Annotated in this window: 15 protein-coding genes and 1 pseudogene; 10 read left to right on the top strand and 6 right to left on the bottom strand. The window is 59.3% G+C overall.

Annotated features, from left to right (window positions below; translation table 11 throughout):
• Window positions 1–10: 10 nt before the first annotated feature.
• Window positions 11–1717, bottom strand: a complete 1707-nt coding sequence (locus tag FHL16_RS20540; RefSeq protein ID WP_077749147.1) for a ShlB/FhaC/HecB family hemolysin secretion/activation protein — start codon at window positions 1715–1717, stop codon at window positions 11–13.
• Window positions 1718–1918: 201 nt separating this feature from the next.
• On the opposite strand from FHL16_RS20540, the gene FHL16_RS20545 reads away from it, so the two are divergent.
• The 3 genes from FHL16_RS20545 (at window position 1919) to FHL16_RS20555 (ending at window position 3650) form a co-directional block, all read left to right on the top strand.
• Window positions 1919–2194 carry a hypothetical protein gene (locus FHL16_RS20545; protein ID WP_010462036.1) on the top strand — a complete coding sequence of 92 codons (276 nt, stop codon included), beginning with the start codon at window positions 1919–1921 and terminating at the stop codon, window positions 2192–2194.
• Between the two features lie 259 nt (window positions 2195–2453).
• Complete coding sequence (locus tag FHL16_RS20550) at window positions 2454–3038, top strand: papain-like cysteine protease family protein (protein WP_077749148.1); 585 nt, start codon at window positions 2454–2456, stop codon at window positions 3036–3038.
• A 12-nt stretch (window positions 3039–3050) separates the two neighbouring features.
• Window positions 3051–3650 carry a hypothetical protein gene (locus tag FHL16_RS20555; RefSeq protein ID WP_077749149.1) on the top strand — a complete coding sequence of 200 codons (600 nt, stop codon included), beginning with the start codon at window positions 3051–3053 and terminating at the stop codon, window positions 3648–3650.
• A gap of 239 nt (window positions 3651–3889) precedes the next feature.
• On the opposite strand, the gene FHL16_RS20565 is transcribed toward FHL16_RS20555, so the two are convergent.
• Window positions 3890–5236: a DEAD/DEAH box helicase gene (locus tag FHL16_RS20565; protein WP_008153197.1), complete on the bottom strand. Its 1347-nt coding sequence runs from the start codon at window positions 5234–5236 to the stop codon at window positions 3890–3892.
• A 193-nt stretch (window positions 5237–5429) separates the two neighbouring features.
• Between FHL16_RS20565 and FHL16_RS20570 the strand changes: the two genes are divergently transcribed.
• Entirely contained in the window at window positions 5430–6728 is a 1299-nt protein-coding gene (locus FHL16_RS20570; protein WP_010462041.1) for a mechanosensitive ion channel family protein, read from the top strand.
• A gap of 40 nt (window positions 6729–6768) precedes the next feature.
• Here FHL16_RS20570 and FHL16_RS20575 read toward each other — a convergent pair whose 3' ends face one another.
• The 3 genes from FHL16_RS20575 to FHL16_RS20585 all read right to left on the bottom strand — a co-directional run bounded on the left by FHL16_RS20575 (window position 6769) and on the right by FHL16_RS20585 (window position 9119).
• On the bottom strand, window positions 6769–7632 hold the full coding sequence (locus FHL16_RS20575; RefSeq protein WP_010462042.1) for a carboxylate/amino acid/amine transporter: 864 nt from the start codon (window positions 7630–7632) through the stop codon (window positions 6769–6771).
• A gap of 335 nt (window positions 7633–7967) precedes the next feature.
• Complete coding sequence (locus FHL16_RS20580) at window positions 7968–8567, bottom strand: FMN-dependent NADH-azoreductase (protein ID WP_010462046.1); 600 nt, start codon at window positions 8565–8567, stop codon at window positions 7968–7970.
• Between the two features lie 237 nt (window positions 8568–8804).
• Complete coding sequence (locus FHL16_RS20585) at window positions 8805–9119, bottom strand: 3-phosphoglycerate kinase (RefSeq protein ID WP_077749151.1); 315 nt, start codon at window positions 9117–9119, stop codon at window positions 8805–8807.
• A 49-nt stretch (window positions 9120–9168) separates the two neighbouring features.
• Between FHL16_RS20585 and FHL16_RS20590 the strand changes: the two genes are divergently transcribed.
• From FHL16_RS20590 to aqpZ, 5 genes and pseudogenes are all read left to right on the top strand, one after another.
• On the top strand, window positions 9169–10092 hold the full coding sequence (locus tag FHL16_RS20590; protein WP_010462050.1) for a LysR family transcriptional regulator: 924 nt from the start codon (window positions 9169–9171) through the stop codon (window positions 10090–10092).
• A gap of 14 nt (window positions 10093–10106) precedes the next feature.
• Window positions 10107–10912: pseudogene (locus tag FHL16_RS20595) on the top strand (alpha/beta fold hydrolase).
• A 3-nt stretch (window positions 10913–10915) separates the two neighbouring features.
• Complete coding sequence (locus FHL16_RS20600; RefSeq protein WP_010462054.1) at window positions 10916–11476, top strand: peptidylprolyl isomerase A; 561 nt, start codon at window positions 10916–10918, stop codon at window positions 11474–11476.
• An 85-nt stretch (window positions 11477–11561) separates the two neighbouring features.
• Complete coding sequence (locus FHL16_RS20605; protein WP_010462056.1) at window positions 11562–13394, top strand: ABC transporter ATP-binding protein; 1833 nt, start codon at window positions 11562–11564, stop codon at window positions 13392–13394.
• A gap of 362 nt (window positions 13395–13756) precedes the next feature.
• Window positions 13757–14452, top strand: a complete 696-nt coding sequence (gene aqpZ / locus FHL16_RS20610) for an aquaporin Z (protein WP_010462058.1) — start codon at window positions 13757–13759, stop codon at window positions 14450–14452.
• A 15-nt stretch (window positions 14453–14467) separates the two neighbouring features.
• Here the strand turns inward: aqpZ and FHL16_RS20615 are convergent, their stop codons facing one another.
• Window positions 14468–15592 (bottom strand): GNAT family N-acetyltransferase, encoded by a 1125-nt coding sequence (locus FHL16_RS20615; RefSeq protein ID WP_010462060.1) that lies wholly within the window; start codon window positions 15590–15592, stop codon window positions 14468–14470.
• Between the two features lie 284 nt (window positions 15593–15876).
• Between FHL16_RS20615 and FHL16_RS20620 the strand changes: the two genes are divergently transcribed.
• Entirely contained in the window at window positions 15877–17193 is a 1317-nt protein-coding gene (locus tag FHL16_RS20620; RefSeq protein ID WP_010462062.1) for a putative porin, read from the top strand.
• Window positions 17194–17258 lie beyond the last annotated feature (65 nt).

The raw sequence follows: 17258 nt of genomic DNA on the forward strand, positions 1-17258 counted from the left end.
TGCAGCGAAATTAGAGGAAGAAATCCATGCGGAAATAGATCGGCGCTTCGCGCTCGGTCAGGGTGTCCGGACGTTCCAGGGAATGAGCAAAGGTCACACTGGCGGCCAGGTGTTGACCGCGAGCGAACACCTCCACCGAGTTGCTGGACAGGCGTCCGTGCTGGTCGCCGTTGTAGCGATCGCCACGGATCACGCCCTGGTCGTAACCGAGGCTGGTGCCGTACTCGGCGAACACCGGGCGCAGCCATTCCAGCGTTACCGGACGGCTCCAGCGCAGGTCGTTGCGCCAGTAACCACCGCTGTCGCCGGACAAGGATTGATCCTTGTAACCGCGGATCGATGACTGCCCGCCGAGGCTGGTGCGCTGCGGGCTGAACAGCACGTCTTCACTTCGCTGGCCGGTCATCAGGCTGCTGAAACTGAACGACTCGCCCCACAGCTTGAACGGCTGCAAATAACTCGCGGTGGCGGTGTATTTGCGGTAGCGCGCGTCCGGTTCGCCGGGGCCAGGGTGACCGTTGCCCTGGGCATCGAACGCGCCGATGCCTTGCTGCATGCCGAGGTCAAGGTTGACGAAGGCACTGCCGACTCGCCGACCGTGGTTGATGCCGAACTGCGCTTCGCTGAGGCGGTTGCTGCTCAGCTTGAGTTTGCTGTCTTCGATGAAATTGTTGGTGCGCAGGTAAGAGAGGCCGGTGCTGAGGGAGGTCTTGCTCACAGCGTCGCGATGGATCACCCGCTCAGCGCGCAGCTGGTGGTTTTCGCTGTCGCCGGTCTGCTTGAAGTTGAAACCGTTGGCTTGCGCCTGTGAGCGGTATTCACTCTGGCTGTAGGTGTAATTGAAGTTCCACCAGCCCCACGGCAGGTTGTAATTGAGCAGCGCATTGTTGGAGGTGTGCTGGTGATCGGTCATCGCATCGTGACCGCCGCGCAGATTCAACTGATCGGCCAGGCCCAGCGGACTGTCCCAATCAAACGTGGTGCCCCACTGCTGCTCACCAGTGCTGCGCTGGCCGTCGTTGCTGCGGGACAACCCGGCACGCCAGGGCTTTTGCGGGGTGTTTTTGACCAGCACTTCGCTGCCGCCGACGTTCTTGCCCGGCGCCAATTCCATCTGCGCCTGATTCGAGGGCAAACGGTTGAGCTGATCGACCAGTTGCTCGATTTCCCGCAGATTGACCAGCTCGCCGGACTTGCCGGGAAAAGCCATGCCCAGTTCGCGGTCCGACAGCTTACTGCCGTCGGCACCTTTCAACCCTTCGAGCCTGCCTTCGACCACCAACACCTTCAGATGCCCGCCGGACAAATCCTGCTGCGGCAAGTAGGCACGGCTGGTGACCATGCCTTTTTCGATGTAGTGATCGGTGATGACTTTCAGCAGTTCGTTGAGCTGCGTGACGCCCAGGCATTGACCGATGTAAGGCTTGAGCAAGCGGTTTTTCTCGCGCTCGGAAAGACTGTCGGCGCCTTTGAGCTCGATGTCCTTGATCGGAAAACAACGGGTATCGGCGGGCGTCGTCGGGGCGGCGGGTTTGACTTCTTTGCCGGGTAATTCCTTGAGCTCTTCGAGACGCCGACGTTGCTCTTCGAGCAGGCGGTCCTGGCGTTCACGGATGAGGTCGGTTTCCCCGGGAGTCGGGGCGGCATGAGCAAGATTCAGCGGAGAAAGGCACAGCAAAGCCAGGCACAACCTCGCCACGAGGGCGGGTGGGTACATATTTCGATCCCTCGAATGGAGACTGATAGCACAATAGTGGCGCGATACTAGAGTGCCATCATTCTGACGTCAATTCTTGGATCCAGAGGAGATAAAAAGTCGACGAACGGTAATGTCTACCCGACTAAAGGATGATGAGTGAACTTTCATAGCCCAACAGCCTCAACCGTTTAACCGCCCGAAACGGAACCGAGGCTCACAATGAAAACCCTGCTGAAACTCACCCTCGTCACCACTCTCGCCTGCGCCCTCCCTGCCTGGGCCTGCACTCCCGAAGAAGCCACCGCCAAGCGCGAACAACTGGCCAAGGAAGTGACCAAACTCACCGAGCAGAACCCGGCCAAGGCCAAAGAGATCAACGCCGAACTGCAGAAGATGGATTTGGGCACCGCCAGCGCGGATCTTCCCGACAAATGCCAGCTGATTGATCAGCGGCTGAAAGAGCTGAAGACGGCGGACAAAAAGGCCGAGAGCTGAAACCAGGGATTGCAGCCTTCGGTCACTCCTACGCAAAAATGACGCTTCTTCCGGCGCTGCCAAAGGCGCCGTCCTTTCGATCTGGAATTTGCACTAGTGCATTTAATTATTTGCACAGACGCATATATCTGCCTAAGGTTACCCCGAGCCCGAATCGGAGCCGGCCATCCAACATGGCAAACCGCATACGCCGATCGCTCAGCCACACCGCTACATACCCACTAGCTGGACGCTAGTTTTCACTCATGGAGGATTGAAAATGTTAACCACTGAAGCCACGTCATTCACCGGCGAAACCCTGCCAAGGTGCCTGACCGGTCATCTGCTCAACCCGCAACTGTCCGATGTCGAATCGGCTGCCCCCCTCAGCGCACTGGCTGCTGCCAGCCTCAACTTCACAATGCAGAAGCAAACCCAGACCAACTGGTGCTGGGCGGCGGTTTCCGCCTCGGTCGGCAACTATTACGGCACCGGGTCCTGGACCCAATGCGGCGTGGCCACCACTGCGCTGGACCGCAACTGCTGTAATCAACCGGGGCCGTGCAACGTGTATGGCTATCTGGATACAGCCCTGAGGATCACCCGCAGTTTCAACGGCATGAATCAGGGTTCGCTGCAGATGTCGGCCATCCAGAACCAGATCAACATGGGCCGACCGATCGGTTTGCGCTGTGCCTGGTTCGGTGGCGGTGCGCACTTCCTGACGATCTATGGCACCAACGGCAACTACGTGCTGGTCGCAGACTCGATCTACGGCTACTCGACCCGAGCGTTGAACGCGTTCCCCGGTTCTTACAACGGCGGCGGCAACTGGACCAACACTTACTTCACCGTTAAAAACTAGGAGGGCGACATCATGCAACTGACTTATCCAAAGGCGCCTTCCAACGGCGTGCAGACATTGCGTCCGGCGCTGCAAGCCGCCCTGCAAACCCAAGGCTTCGGCGTCAATCGCCAGTTTGCCAGCGCCACGCCTGGCAACATCAGCCTGAGCGAGGCCTACCGTGGTTACTCGCTCAGCCTGGAGGACGTGACCCAGGGCAAAGGCCTGAAAGACGCCAAAGTCGGCGATTGGCATTACCTGGTGTTTTCCAATGGCGTGACGATTGCCGATGCTCAATTGGCCGACGTCCGCGGCCATGTCGAGTTCGCCTCGCTGAACCATGGGGCCATCGCCGCTGCGACGGTCGGGGCGTTGAAACTGGCGGAACAGTCGCCGCAACTGCAGGGTAAAACCGTTGAGCTGCGGGTGCTGTTTGTTTCGGCGCTGCACTTGGTGGCGATCTGGCTGCATGCCGACACTGAAGACGTGCTGATCCCGATTGAGCCGACGCCAAAGGAACTGGCGGTCACACGGTTGTACGGCGAGGCCGAGCTACTCACGCTACTCAAACCGAAGGCTGATCAAGCCAAACAACGCTTTGATGCGGACACCAGTGGGCTGTTGGGGAGCTGACAAACGCTGGAGATAAAAAAACCCGGACACTTGTCCGGGTTTTTATTGGATCGCTACGGCTAAAACCAGTCCCCCAGTCAGTCAGAAGCAACACGGATCCTGTGGCGAGGGAGCTTGCTCCCGCTGGACTGCGCAGCAGTCCCTTCTTTTCAGGGCCGCTTCGCGCCTCAGCGGGAGCAAGCTCCCTCGCCACAAGGTTTTGTGTTCGCCATACCTACCCTAACTGACCTGACAACGCCTTATTCAGCAGCCGGTGCTTCCGGCTTGCGGCGCTTGAGCGGCGCCATGCCGTCCTTGCTGACCAGCGACAGGGCGTCGGTCTTCGGGCGGTTGGCGATCTTGCGCTTGGTCGGGGCCTTGGCGCCGGTTTTCTTCTTATCGCCCTTGGCGTCCACTTTTTTCTTCTTCACGCCAACGGCTTTGCCCGAGGCCTTGACCTTTTTCGGTCCGCCGTAGGTGCCTTTGACTTCCTTGATGGTGCGGCGCTCGAAGCTCTGCTTGAGGTAGCGCTCGACGCTCGACATCAGGTTCCAGTCGCCGTGGCAGATCAGCGAGATGGCCAGGCCATCGTTGCCGGCGCGGCCGGTACGACCGATACGGTGAACGTATTCGTCGCCGCTGCGCGGCATGTCGAAGTTGATCACCAGGTCCAGGCCTTCCACGTCGAGACCGCGAGCGGCGACGTCGGTGGCGACGAGGATTTTCACACCGCCCTGCTTCAGGCGGTCGATGGCCAGCTTGCGGTCTTTCTGGTCTTTGTCACCGTGCAGCACGAACGCTTTGTATTCCTGCGCCACAAGACGACCGTAGATGCGGTCAGCCATGGCCCGGGTGTTGGTGAACACGATAGCCTTCTGATAGGTCTCGTTGGCCAACAGCCAGTTGACGATCTGTTCTTTGTGCTGGTTGTGGTCAGCGGTGATGATCTGCTGACGGGTGGTCGCGTTCAGATCGCTGACGTTGTTCAGCTGCAAGTGTTCCGGGTTGTTCAGGACCTTGGCGACCATCTCGCGCAAGCCCGAACCGCCGGTGGTGGCGGAGAACAGCATGGTCTGCTGACGGTTGGTGCACTCTTCCACCAGACGCTGCACGTCTTCGGCAAAGCCCATGTCGAGCATGCGGTCGGCTTCGTCGAGGACCAGCACTTCAACTTCTTTCAAGTCGAGGTTGCCGGCGTTCAGTTGCTCGATCATCCGGCCCGGCGTACCGATCAGGATGTCCGGCACTTTGCGCAGCATGGCGGCCTGGACCTTGAAGTCTTCACCACCGGTGATCAAACCGGACTTGATGAACGTGAACTGCGCAAAGCGCTCGACTTCCTTGATGGTCTGCTGGGCCAGCTCGCGGGTCGGCAACAGGATCAGGGTCTTGATGCTGACGCGGACTTTGGCCGGGCCGATCAGACGGTTGAGGATCGGCAAAACGAATGCAGCGGTCTTGCCGCTACCGGTTTGCGCTGTCACCCGCAGGTCACGCCCTTGGAGCGCCAGCGGAATAGCCGCTGCTTGCACAGGCGTTGGCTCGACAAATTTAAGCTCGGCCACGGCTTTGAGCAGGCGTTCGTGCAGGGCGAATTGGGAAAACACGGGTGCTACCTCGAAGAAATACAAAAAAACAGCTGCATAGGGTAACGGTTTCGAGCGCCGAGGCCGAGTTTCTTTATGCAAACGGCGGTAAACAGTGGCTTTTTTGTTGCCTGATTTGTCTCAAAACGTCATGCAAAGCGTCTTAGATGCTCTAATCGCCCCGTCGCGTCCTACAGAAGAACCGGTTTTACCCATGGATATCAAACAGCTCTGGCTCAACGCCCAAGACCTCTGGGGTGCCCTCGATCAGCACCCGCTCCTGCATTCCAGCCTGGCACTGATCCTGCTGCTGGTGGTGGCGCTGGTCCTCGGACGAGTGGCGCGCTACCTCATTATTCATGCGACCAAAATGCTTGGCCGGCAACCGGCCTTGCACTGGGTCAACGACTTTCGGCATAACAAGGTCTTTCATCGCCTGGCACAGATGACGCCGTCGCTGGTGATCCAGTTCGGCCTGCACCTGGTGCCGGGGCTGAGCAAGACCAGCCTGATATTCCTCGGTAACGTCGCGCTGGCGTTCACCATTCTGTTCCTGATGCTGTCGGTCAGCGCCCTGCTCAGTGCCCTGCTGGACATCTACGCGCGCACCGAACATGCCCGTACCCGGTCGATCAAAGGCTACGTGCAACTGACGAAAATGGTCCTGTACGTGTTTGGCGCGATCATCATCGTCGCCACGCTGATCGACCGTTCGCCCCTGTTGCTGCTGTCCGGCCTGGGCGCCATGTCGGCAGTGATTCTGTTGGTCTACAAGGACACGCTGCTGTCGTTCGTCGCCAGCGTGCAACTGACCAGCAACGACATGCTGCGGGTCGGCGACTGGATCGAGATGCCGCAAGTCGGTGCCGACGGTGACGTGGTGGATATCACGCTGCACACGGTGAAAGTGCAGAACTTCGACAAGACCATCGTTTCGATACCGACCTGGCGCCTGATGTCCGAGTCGTTCAAGAACTGGCGCGGCATGCAGCAGTCCGGCGGACGACGGATCAAGCGCAGCCTGTTCATCGATGCCAGCGGCGTGCGATTCATCCGTGATGACGAAGAGTTGAAGCTGAGCCAGGTGCATCTGCTGACCGACTACATCGGCCGCAAACAGGCGGAGCTCAAGGCCTGGAACGAGGCGCAGGGCAACGTCGCGGCGATGTCGGCCAACCGTCGGCGGATGACCAACATCGGGACATTCCGCGCCTATGCGCTGGCCTATCTGAAGAGTCATCCGGAGGTTCAGCCGAGCATGACCTGCATGGTCCGCCAGATGCAAACCACCGCGCAGGGTATTCCGCTGGAAATCTACTGTTTCACCCGCACTACAGCGTGGGCGGATTACGAGCGGATTCAGGGGGATATTTTCGATTACCTGCTGGCGGTGCTGCCGGAGTTCGGATTGAGCCTGTATCAGCAGCCGAGTGGCGGGGACTTGCGGAGCGGGTTGCTCCCGGCCATGTTAGGCGCGAGCCACATTCCCGAGCCCGAAAAACACATCATGTAGCCCACCGAACTGATCGCTCCCACGCTCCGCGTGGGAATGATCATGCGATAGCTGGCCTGCGTACACCCAACCGACTGATCCACACCGCCATCAAAATCACCGATCCGCCGAAGAACAACCGCCCCAGCTCTTCATGCTGATTCCAGATCAACAGATTGATCAGCAACCCCACCGGCACATGCAGGTTGTTCATCACCGCCAATGTTCCACCGTTCACCATACAGGCGCCCTTGTTCCACCAGTACAACCCCAACGCGGTCGAGACCAGGCCGAGGAACACCAGCACACCCCATTGCAGCGGCGCCTCCGGCAGGAAATTCTGTTTGCCGAACATCAGGAATGCCGGTAATGCCACCGCCAGCGCGCCCAGGTAAAAGTAGCCGAAGCGTCGGTAATGCGGCAGATCGCTCGGATGGCGCGCCACCAGATGTTTATAAAGCACTTGCCCGGCGGCGTAGGTGAAGTTGGCCAGTTGCAGCAGCAGGAAGCCCATGAAGAAATCCGGGTTGATCCGGTCGTAACGAATCACCGCCGCACCGAGCACCGCCACCAGTGCGGCCACCAGCGCCCACGGATTGAAGCGCCGATTCAAGGCATCTTCGATCAAAGTCACGTGCAGCGGCGTGAGGATGGTGAACAGCAACACTTCCGGCACCGTCAGCACCCGGAAGCTCAGGTACAGGCAGACGTAGGTCACGCCGAACTGCAACGCGCCGATCAACAGCATGCCGCGCATGAACGCCGGCTCAACCGAACGCCAGCGCGTCAACGGGATAAATACCAGCCCGGCCAACAAAACCCGCACCAGCACCGCGAAGTAACTGTCGACATGACCGGCCAGGTATTCGCCGATCAGACTGAAGGAAAACGCCTGGATCAGCGTGACAAAAAGTAGATAGCCCATGCTCGCCTCGTTTCGAATGGCGGCGACGATAGCGGGTTTTGCAGGCGATCACGAGAACACATTGATCCCTGTAGGAGCGAAGCTTGCTCGCGAAGACGCTGTGTCAGCCGCTATCTATGTTGGATCTGACACCGTCTTCGCGAGCAAGCTTCGCTCCAGGTTCGTGTTCAACCCCAAAAATCCCAGGCAAAAAAAAGCCCGATCTCGCTAAAGCGTTCAATCGGGCGACAGCACTCAGGAGCAACAAGTGCAAAGGGAGGTTCGATGCGCGTAAAGCCTTGAAGGGGTTGCGCCAGGCCACTTGAACATCAAGGGATTATCTGGCGATTAAAGCCTCAGGCCACCTGGGAAAGCTTGGCGTTGGCCTGGTTCAGTCCTTTCTCCTGGAAGTCACCGCCCAGGTTCATGCCTTCGGCGTGAATGAAGGTCACGTCGTGAATCCCGATGAAACCCATCACCTGACGCAGGTACGGTTCCTGGTGATCGGCGGTGCTACCGGCGTAGATCCCGCCGCGAGCGGTCAGCACGTAGGCGCGCTTGCCGCTGAGCAAACCTTGCGGGCCGGTCTCGGTGTACTTGAAAGTCACGCCGGCACGCAACACATGGTCGAGCCAGGCTTTGAGGGTGCTGGGGATGGCGAAGTTGTACATCGGCGCGGCCATGACCAGTACGTCAGCGGCCAACAGTTCGTCGGTCAACTCGTTGGAGCGTTCCAGGGAGACCTGTTCAATGTCGCTGCGCTGTTCGGCGGGTTTCATCCAGCCGCCCAGCAGATTGATGTCCAGGTGCGGCACCGGGTTGACGGCGAGGTCACGCACGGTGATCTGGTCGTTCGGGTGAGCGGCTTTCCACTGGCTGATGAACGTCTGGGTCAACTGACGGGAAACCGAGTCTTGCTGACGTGCGCTGCTTTCGATGATCAGAACGCGTGACATGGGATGTAGGCTCCATCTGAGAATGCTGTAAGGCGATGGAGTGAAGGTTAAACAGAGTCATATCGATGAAAAAGCGCAAATAACTGCTATAACCCATCAATAAATTCGTTTATAAGCTGATCATGCCCTGCACCTGCAGGAGCGAGGCTTGCCCGTGAAGGGGCCGGTGTCATTCAACATCCATGTCGACTGGCACACCGTCTTCGCGGGCAAGCCTCGCCTCTACAGGGTTTTATGTCATTTGGGGGTGCAGCTCAGGTTGATGCGCATCTTGATGATGGTGCGGGTGAACTTGGCGGTGGCATTTTTGTGTTTGCCAGCGGCCACTTCGATAGAGCGGGTGCGCGGCGCTTCCGGGCCATTGTTGAAAACCACCTTGCAGATCGCATCGGTATCGCCGTAGTTGTTGACCTGAATGGATGCGATGTCGTTATCCGTGTCGTAGGCGTTGTAGTCGATCTTCATACCGTTGAGGTTTTTCTCCACATCGATCGGGTAAGCAAACGCAGTCAGCGGCAGCAGCGCCAGCACCAAACAACAGAATTTTTTCATTCAGCAGTCTCCAATAAGGACTGCCAGCTTAGGACAAGAGGAGCTATTCATGAAAGCGCCCCGCGTGACCCTTGATCAATGGCGAACATTACAAGCCGTGGTCGACCACGGCGGTTTCGCCCAGGCCGCCGAAGCGCTGCACCGCTCGCAATCGTCGGTGAGCTACACCGTGGCGCGTATGCAGGACCAGCTCGGCGTGCCGCTGTTGCGCATCGACGGCCGCAAAGCGGTGCTGACCGAAGCCGGCGGCGTGTTGTTGCGCCGCTCGCGGCAACTGGTGAAACAGGCCAGTCAGCTGGAAGACCTGGCCCACCACATGGAGCAAGGCTGGGAAGCGGAAGTGCGGCTGGTGGTCGATGCGGCTTACCCGAGCGCCCGCCTCGTCCGCGCATTGACCGCGTTCATGCCGCAGAGCCGTGGTTGCCGGGTGCGTCTACGCGAAGAAGTGTTGTCGGGCGTTGAAGAAGTACTGCTCGAAGGCGTGGCCGACCTGGCCATCAGTGGTTTCAGCATTCCGGGCTACCTGGGCGCGGAGTTGAGCGACGTCGAGTTTGTCGCGGTCGCCCACCCCGAACACGCCTTGCATCGCCTCAACCGCGAACTTAATTTCCAGGACCTTGAAAGCCAGCTGCAAGTGGTCATCCGCGACTCCGGTCGCCAGCAGCCACGAGACGTCGGCTGGCTCGGCGCCGAACAGCGCTGGACCGTCGGCAGCCTGGCCACCGCGGCGACGTTTGTCAGCAGTGGCCTGGGTTTCGCCTGGCTGCCCCGGCACATGATCGAACGCGAACTCAAGGAAGGCACGCTCAAGCTGCTACCGTTGGACCAGGGCGGCAGCCGCAACCCGAGTTTTTATCTGTATTCGAACAAGGACAAACCCTTGGGCCCGGCGACACAAATCCTGATCGAACTGCTGCGCACCTTCGACACCGCGCCGCTGGATGCGCCGTTCGCCGCCCCTGAACAAGCCTGACACGGAGTATCCGCATGGCCTATTTCGAACATGAAGGTTGCAACCTGCACTATGAGGAATACGGTCACGGCACGCCGTTGCTGCTGGTCCACGGGCTGGGTTCCAGTACCCTGGACTGGGAAAAGCAGATCCCGGCGCTGTCAGCCCATTACCGTGTAATCGTTCCGGATGTGCGCGGTCACGGCCGCTCCGACAAACCCCGGGAGCGTTACAGCATTGCCGGGTTCAGCGCCGACCTGGTCGCCCTGATGGAACACCTGAACCTCGGCCCCACGCATTACGTGGGCTTGTCCATGGGCGGCATGATCGGTTTTCAACTGGCCGTGGATCAATCGCACATGCTTAAAAGCCTGTGCATCGTCAACAGTGCGCCGGAGGTCAAGCTGCGCAGCCGCGACGATTACTGGCAGTGGTTCAAACGCTGGAGCCTGATGCGTGCCCTCAGTCTGGGCGCCATCGGCAAGGCCTTGGGTGCCAAGCTGTTCCCCAAACCCGAACAAGCTGATTTGCGCCAGAAAATGGCCGAGCGCTGGGCAAAAAACGACAAACATGCTTATCTCGCCAGCTTCGATGCCATTGTTGGCTGGGGTGTTCAGGAACGACTTTCCAAAGTCGCCTGTCCAACCCTGATCGTCACCGCCGACCGCGATTACACGCCGGTCTCGCTGAAGGAAACCTACGTAAAACTGCTGCCCGATGCGCGGCTGGTGGTGATCGCCGATTCCCGCCACGCCACCCCGCTGGATCAACCCGAACGCTTCAACCAAACCCTGCTCGAGTTTCTCACCGCAGTCGACACCCCCTCACTCAGGATCACTGACCCATGCTGAAAAAAATTGCCCTCGTCGCCGGCTCCGTTCTGTTTGCCGCCAACCTGATGGCCGCAACGCCCGCCGCCAAGGCGCCGCACGTATTGCTGGAAACCACCAACGGCCAGATCGAAATCGAACTGGACCCGGTCAAGGCACCGATCAGTACCAAAAACTTCCTTGATTACGTCAACAGCGGCTTTTACAACAACACGATTTTCCACCGCGTGATTCCTGGCTTCATGGTCCAGGGCGGTGGTTTCACTCAACAGATGCAGCAAAAAGAAACCAAGGCGCCGATCAAGAACGAGTCCAAGAACGGCCTGCATAACGTGCGTGGCACGCTGTCAATGGCCCGCACCTCGAACCCGGATTCGGCCACCAGCCAGTTCTTTATCAACGTCAAGGACAACGATTTCCTCGACCAGGGCGATGGCTATGCCGTGTTCGGAAAAGTCGTCAAAGGCATGGATGTGGTGGACATCATCGTCAATTCCCCGACCACCACCAAAGGCGGCATGAAAGATGTGCCGGCCGACTCTGTTTTCATCAAGTCGGCCAAAGTGATCAACTAATCTGCACAGGAGTGCTTGAGCGGCTGCCGGCATCCGGCGCCGCTCATATCGTTTAAAGGAGAGCCCGCGCGCGGGCGGAGAACTGATGCTTTATCGCCGTTTCGAGAAACTGATCGACATATTCCGCGACGCTCCGACGGCGGCTCCGCCAGATCGGGTTCTCCCCTTCTATACCTATTACTTGAAGCAGGTCTGGCCGAGTTTCGCCGCCCTGCTGATTGTCGGCCTGTTCGCCTCCTTGATCGAAGTCGCGCTGTTCAACTACCTGAGCCGCATCATCGACCTGGCCCAAGGCACGCCGAACCCCGATTTCTTCCAGGACCACGCACTTGAACTGACCTGGATGGTGGTAGTGACCCTGGTTCTGCGACCGATTTTCTTCGGCCTGCACGACCTGCTGGTGCACCAGACGCTGAACCCTGGCATGACCAGCCTGATTCTCTGGCAGAACCACCGCTATGTCCTCAAACAGAGTCTGAACTTCTTCCAGAACGACTTCGCCGGGCGCATCGCCCAGCGCATCATGCAGACCGGCAACGCCCTGCGCGATTCCGCCGTGCAAGCGGTGGATGCCCTGTGGCATGTGCTGATCTACGCCATCAGCGCGCTGGTGCTGTTTGCCGAAGCCGACTGGCGCCTGATGATCCCGCTGACGACCTGGATCGCCGGGTTCATCGGCGCGCTTTATTACTTCGTGCCGCGGGTCAAGGACCGCTCAGTGCAATCCTCCGATGCGCGCTCCAAACTCATGGGACGGATCGTCGACGGCTACACCAACATCACCACCTTGAAGTTGTTCGCCCATACCAACCATGAACAGCAATACGCCAAGGAAGCCATCAAGGAGCAAACCGAAAAAGCCCAACTGGCCGGGCGCGTGGTCACCAGCATGGACGTGGCCATCACCAGCATGAACGGCCTGCTGATCGTCACCACCACCGGCCTGGCCCTGTGGCTGTGGACGCAGTCGCTGATCTCGGTGGGCGCGATTGCCCTGGCGACTGGCCTGGTGATTCGTATCGTCAACATGTCCGGCTGGATCATGTGGGTGGTCACCGGCATCTTCGAAAACATCGGCATGGTCCAGGACGGTTTGCGGACCATCGCCCAACCGGTCAGCATCACTGACCGCGATCAGGCCAAACCGCTGGCCGTGCCCCGAGGCGAAGTGCGTTTCGAGCACGTGGATTTTCACTACGGCAAGAAGAGCGGAATCATTGGCGACCTTAACCTGACGATCAAGCCCGGTGAGAAAATCGGCTTGATCGGGCCATCCGGTGCCGGCAAATCGACCCTGGTCAACCTGCTGTTACGCCTCTATGACGTGCAGGGCGGGCGAATCCTCATCGATGGGCAGAACATCGCCGAAGTCGGCCAGGAAAGCCTGCGCGAGCGCATCGGCATGATCACCCAGGACACCTCGTTGCTGCACCGTTCGATTCGCGACAACCTGCTTTACGGCAGACCCGATGCCACCGACGCCGAGCTGTGGGAAGCGGTGCACAAGGCGCGCGCCGATGAATTCATTCCGTTGCTGTCGGACGCCGAAGGCCGTACCGGTTTCGATGCGCACGTGGGTGAGCGCGGGGTGAAACTCTCCGGCGGCCAGCGTCAGCGGATTGCGATTGCTCGTGTGCTGCTCAAGGACGCACCCATCCTGATCATGGACGAGGCGACCTCGGCGCTGGACTCGGAAGTCGAAGCGGCGATCCAGGAAAGCCTGGAAACCCTGATGCAGGGCAAAACCGTGATCGCCATCGCCCACCGGCTCTCGACCATCGCCCGGATGGACCGGCTGGTGGTGCTGGAAAAAGGCAAGATCGCCGAAACCGGCACCCACGCCGAGCTGCTGGCGCATGGTGGATTGTATGCGCGGCTGTGGCAGCACCAAACGGGTGGGTTTGTCGGTATCGACTGATATCCTGAGATCACCACCGAACCTGTGGGAGTGAGCTTTTGTGGCAAGGGAGCTTGCTCCCGCTCGGCTTCGCAGCAGTCGTAATTTCAGGCGGCCTGGTTTTTCTGACACTGTGGAGTTTTTGCCATGGGGACAGCTTCGCTGTCCAGCGGGAGCAAGCTCCCTCGCCATAAGCGCCCTCTAAATCCACCAAAAAACCGCCACAGCCTGCTAACCACAGGCCCTGGCGGTTTTTTGTGGCCGCTGGAAATCCGCAGAAACCCTGCTGTACTCAGCCAAGGTTCTGGAGATGAGCCTGTCGTAAGTCTGCAGGATGCATCACGCGATACAGTCTCGATAGGTCGCCTATCAAGGACGCTCTCATGTCGCTGTTCAAACGTTCTGTCACTGAGTTGTTAGGTACGTTCTGGCTGGTATTGGGGGGTTGCGGCAGTGCGGTGCTCGCTGCTTCTTCGCCCCTCGGAATCGGGGTACTGGGTGTGGCCATCGCGTTTGGTCTTACCGTGTTGACCATGGCCTTCGCCATCGGCCATATCTCCGGTTGCCACCTCAACCCTGCCGTCTCCGTCGGCCTGTGCGTCGGCGGTCGGTTCCCGGCGCGGGAATTGCCCGCGTATATCATCGCCCAGGTGATTGGCGCCATTATCGCCGCCGCGCTGATCTACTACATCGCCAGCGGCAAGGAAGGCTTCGACCTCTCCGCCGGCCTGGCGTCCAACGGCTACGGCGAACACTCCCCGGGCAAGTACTCGATGGCCGCGGGCTTTGTCTGTGAACTGGTGATGACCGCGATGTTCGTGCTGATCATCCTCGGTGCCACCGACAAACGAGCGCCCGCCGGGCTTGCACCGATTGCCATCGGCCTGGCCTTGACGCTGATTCACTTGATCTCGATTCCCGTCACCAACACTTCGGTCAATCCGGCCCGCAGCACCGGTCCGGCGCTGATGGTCGGTGGCTGGGCCATCGCGCAATTGTGGATGTTCTGGGTGGCACCGCTGTTGGGCGCGGTGATCGGCGGCGTGACCTATCGCTGGCTAGGCAAGGAAGGCACTTGAGGCCACGGGCGAGGATCATGCTTGCCGATAAGGCAACGCGGTCCTCGCTTCCTCGGCATAGGCCAACACCCCAAGACGCTCCTGGTGAAGGAAGTCTTTGACCGCGGCTTTCAGTCCCGGATGACGCAGATAGTGCCAGGAATGGGTGATCACCGGTTCGAACCCGCGAATCAGCTTGTGTTCGCCCTGGGCGCCGGCGTCAAAACGCTGGAAGCCATTGGCAATTGCGTAGTCCATGCCCTGGTAGAAGCAGGTCTCGAAATGCAGGCGGTCGAACTCCGCCAGGCAGCCCCAGTAACGCCCGTAAAAACTGTCGCCGCCCACCAGACTGAAGGCCATGGCCACGGGTCGTGAACCTTGCTTGGCCAGCACCACGCGAATGGCTTCGGGCATGCGCTCGGCCAACAGACTGAAAAATTCCCGCGTCAAATAGGGCCGTTGCCTACGCACTGCGTAGGTATTGGCGTAGCAGGCATAGACAAAATCCCACTGCGCCTGATCCAGCTGCTTGCCTTCCAGCCATTCGAACTCAATACCCTGCCCCGCCACTTGCTCGCGCTCTTTGCGCATCTGTTTGCGTTTGCGCGAACTGAGGACGTCGAGGAAGTCTTGAAAGTCCCGATATCCGCGATTCTGCCAGTGGTACTGACAGCCGATCCGCTGCAACCAGCCGGGTTGTTCGGCCAATGCCGCATCGGTGAAAGGGTCTGTGAAGTTGATGTGGGCGCTGGAGAGTTCTTCGATTTCAAGGTAGCCCGGCAGGCTCTTCAGTAGTTCAAAACCGTCCTCGACATTACGCGCCAGCAACCGTGGCCCACTGACCGGGCTGAACGGCACGGCGGTCAACAGCTTCGGGTAATAGTCGATGCCGGCACGCTCGCAGGCATCGGCCCAGGCGTGATCGAACACGTACTCGCCGTAGGAATGCCACTTGCGGTAACTGGGTAACGCGGCGATCAGACGCCCTTCTTCGAGGTGCAACAGATGCTCGGGCTGCCAGCCGGAATGGGGGCCGAGGCTGCCGCTGTCTTCCAGTGCACTGAGAAAGGCATGGCGTAGAAACGGCTGATTCTCCGGCACCAGGGCATCCCACGTGCGCGGACCAATATCGGACAGGCTTTCCAGACGTTGCAGCGGCATTGACACCCTCTCGACTTCTTCGCGTAACAGCCCGGCGAGTATCGCCTATCGCCCGCCATTACACATCCGTCAAAACCGCCTGACAGGGTTCTGGATCAAAAGTTCATACGGTCTTTGTATCGTCATCGAGACGCCATCACTTTGCCACCGCTCTGTAATAAACCATCGCGATACTGGCGCCAGTTTTTAGAGCGTCGGGTTCTACCCGGCCACTGTTTCCGTCCCTCAACGGTCGGTTGTGTCCCGGATGGCTCAGTCATCCCCTTACATCTTCGGAGATTGATATGCGTCTTGCTTCCACGAAAACTGCGGCGGCCCTGTGTGGCGGTCTGCTGCTGGCCATGAGTGTTCCGGCCAGTGCCGCAGTCGACGCCAAACTGCTCGACATGCTTAAGGCAAACGGCTCGATTACCAATGCGCAATACAGCGAACTGCAAGCCGAGCTGGCCAGGGATCAAAAAGATCAGCAAATCGCCCGTCAGGCTCAGCAAGAGACCAACGAGCAGATCGCGGCCACCGCGAAGAAAACCAATGAGCTGAGCACCTTCGACCAGAAACTGGCCTGGGCTGCCAAGACCCAATTCAAGGGCGACGTGCGTTTCCGTCAGGAAACGGTCAAGAACGATGGTGTCTCGAACAACCGGGACCAGGACCGTCAGCGCGTTCGTGCCCGTCTGGGTGCCTATACCGAAATCAACCCGCAAGTCGACACCGGTATCCGTATCGCCACCGGCAACAACGACGACGCGCGCTCCACCAACCAGAGCCTGGACAACTACTTCGACAAGAAGTCGATCTGGCTGGACCAGGGTTACGTCGACTACCACCCGGACGCGATCAAGAACCTGCACATCGTTGGCGGCAAGATGCCACAGCAATGGGTGAGCATGGGCGACATCATCTGGGATAGCGACATCAGCCCTGAAGGTCTGTCCGTGTCGTATAAATACCCGCTGGGCGCCAGCACCGAGGTGTTCGGTAGCGCCGGCCACTACACCCTCAAGGACAACGTCGACGGCGACGGCGTGCAGTTCAAGCACGACTTGCGTCTGTACGCCGGCCAGTTGGGCGCGCGCTTCGCCCTCACCGACAACCTGAAACTGACTCTGGGTGGCAGCGTCTACGGCTACGACAACGACGACGACATCACCGCCGGCGGCACCAGCATCCCGTCCGTACTGGCCACCAACGGCAATACCCCGAACGAGCAATTCAAACTGTACGAAGGCTTCGGTCAGATCGACATCACCGGCCTGCCACTGCCGCTCTCGCTGTACGGTCAGTACGTCAACAACAAAGACGCCAGCAACGATCAGGATTCTGCCTGGCTGGCCGGTGTAAAGACCAAGTTCTATGGCTTCGCCGTGGACTACAACTACCGCGACGTGCAGCGTAACGCCGTGGTCGGCGCCTTCACCGACTCCGACTTCGCCAACGGTTTCACCGGTTCGCGTGGCAGCAAGTTGAAAGTGAGTTACGAGCTGGACAAGAACTTCGCCCTGGGCGCGACGTACTTCATGGCTAACTCTGACTACACCAACGCCAACCTCAAGGATTCGGACATCAACACTCTGCAACTGGACGCCGAAGCCAAGTTCTAAGCAGTACCGCTCCACGCCTCAGGTCATGGACGCTTGAGGCGCTTTACAGTCTGGCGTGGATGGAT

The sequence above is a fragment of the Pseudomonas sp. FSL W5-0299 genome (assembly GCF_005930655.1).
In the GTDB taxonomy this organism is placed as follows: Bacteria; Pseudomonadota; Gammaproteobacteria; order Pseudomonadales; family Pseudomonadaceae; genus Aquipseudomonas; species Aquipseudomonas mandelii.

Coding starts and splice junctions, on each gene's coding strand:
- FHL16_RS20600 (WP_010462054.1), top strand. CDS start 10,916: ATGCTGAAAAAAATTGCCCTCGTCGCCGGCTCCGTTCTGTTTGCCGCC.
- FHL16_RS20590 (WP_010462050.1), top strand. CDS start 9,169: ATGAAAGCGCCCCGCGTGACCCTTGATCAATGGCGAACATTACAAGCC.
- FHL16_RS20540 (WP_077749147.1), bottom strand. CDS start 1,717: ATGTACCCACCCGCCCTCGTGGCGAGGTTGTGCCTGGCTTTGCTGTGC.
- FHL16_RS20620 (WP_010462062.1), top strand. CDS start 15,877: ATGCGTCTTGCTTCCACGAAAACTGCGGCGGCCCTGTGTGGCGGTCTG.
- FHL16_RS20570 (WP_010462041.1), top strand. CDS start 5,430: ATGGATATCAAACAGCTCTGGCTCAACGCCCAAGACCTCTGGGGTGCC.
- FHL16_RS20615 (WP_010462060.1), bottom strand. CDS start 15,592: ATGCCGCTGCAACGTCTGGAAAGCCTGTCCGATATTGGTCCGCGCACG.
- FHL16_RS20575 (WP_010462042.1), bottom strand. CDS start 7,632: ATGGGCTATCTACTTTTTGTCACGCTGATCCAGGCGTTTTCCTTCAGT.
- FHL16_RS20605 (WP_010462056.1), top strand. CDS start 11,562: ATGCTTTATCGCCGTTTCGAGAAACTGATCGACATATTCCGCGACGCT.
- FHL16_RS20550 (WP_077749148.1), top strand. CDS start 2,454: ATGTTAACCACTGAAGCCACGTCATTCACCGGCGAAACCCTGCCAAGG.
- FHL16_RS20585 (WP_077749151.1), bottom strand. CDS start 9,119: ATGAAAAAATTCTGTTGTTTGGTGCTGGCGCTGCTGCCGCTGACTGCG.
- aqpZ (WP_010462058.1), top strand. CDS start 13,757: ATGTCGCTGTTCAAACGTTCTGTCACTGAGTTGTTAGGTACGTTCTGG.
- FHL16_RS20580 (WP_010462046.1), bottom strand. CDS start 8,567: ATGTCACGCGTTCTGATCATCGAAAGCAGCGCACGTCAGCAAGACTCG.
- FHL16_RS20555 (WP_077749149.1), top strand. CDS start 3,051: ATGCAACTGACTTATCCAAAGGCGCCTTCCAACGGCGTGCAGACATTG.
- FHL16_RS20545 (WP_010462036.1), top strand. CDS start 1,919: ATGAAAACCCTGCTGAAACTCACCCTCGTCACCACTCTCGCCTGCGCC.